The sequence below is a fragment of the Leptospira soteropolitanensis genome (genome assembly GCF_026151655.1).
Taxonomy (GTDB): Bacteria; Spirochaetota; Leptospiria; order Leptospirales; family Leptospiraceae; genus Leptospira_A; species Leptospira_A soteropolitanensis.
The window spans coordinates 1-949 of record NZ_JAMQPN010000079.1; the positions used below are offsets into that span (position 1 = coordinate 1).

At 32.7% G+C, this 949-nt stretch carries 1 protein-coding gene; it reads left to right on the forward strand.

The genetic code is table 11. The features are described 5' to 3' along the window. The first annotated feature begins 59 nt into the window (after positions 1–59). Positions 60–632, forward strand: a complete 573-nt coding sequence (locus tag ND811_RS19395) for a hypothetical protein (RefSeq protein WP_265353627.1) — start codon at positions 60–62, stop codon at positions 630–632. Positions 633–949 lie beyond the last annotated feature (317 nt).

The window sequence follows — 949 nt, forward strand, 5'->3', positions numbered from 1 at the left end:
CTAGTTCGTTATATGCAATTGCCCAAAAAATATTTTAATAAAATAAATAAGGAATAAAAATGAAAAAACTCTTAATGGTCACTCTTTGCTTTCTATCAATCTTTGGTTGTAAAACGAACTCTTTGCTTTCTAATTACAATACGCAAGGAAATTTGAAAGCAAATTATCACCTTGAATGCATCGATTTATCAAACCTAAAAAATTATCATACTCCTGCAGACGTGTATCCTGCTATTAAAAAGTGTATCGAATCTGACAATCTACAATTTGCATCTCAACTATTTGCTTTTGCCGGTGTTTATGGTAAATTTGATATGAAAAGAGTTAAAGACAGGTCCGCGCATCAAGCTATAGCTGTTCTTAGGATCAATAATTTTAGTAATATCGATTCTGAGAAATCTAAAGCATTTCAAAATTACATACAAGACTATCTGAAACAAGGTTCACAAGAATTGGAAAATACTTGCTCACAAATCAAAATGATTGGTAAACCAAACTATATTCCTATGTATATGGTAAATCATGGAATTTCAGCATTCAATAATAATAATACACCACTTTATGAGAATTTTGATGCGGAAGTTTCTTGGTCAGAAGTCTTAGATAATTATTTACATTGTTCTGTTAATTAAATTTAGCAGTTTATTTATATCTTCAAAGACAGTACTTTACAATAATTTTCCTATAAAATGTATTTCAAAATTCTAATTTCAACGTTTTGTGCTATTTATAAGAATGATTTCATTAAAAAATGAGTATAATATTTTTAATCATTATAATGGGCAACTGCATATAACAGCGACTTACCGCTACGCTTCGGGACTAGCCCTCGCTCGGGCTACGCCAAATTGTCCTCCTGGCATTCGCCTTGCGTTCGCAAGCTACATGCCAGTCCCTAACGTCCCTTCGGGACTCAGGGTCGGACAACTTCGGTAAGTCTAATTCGTTA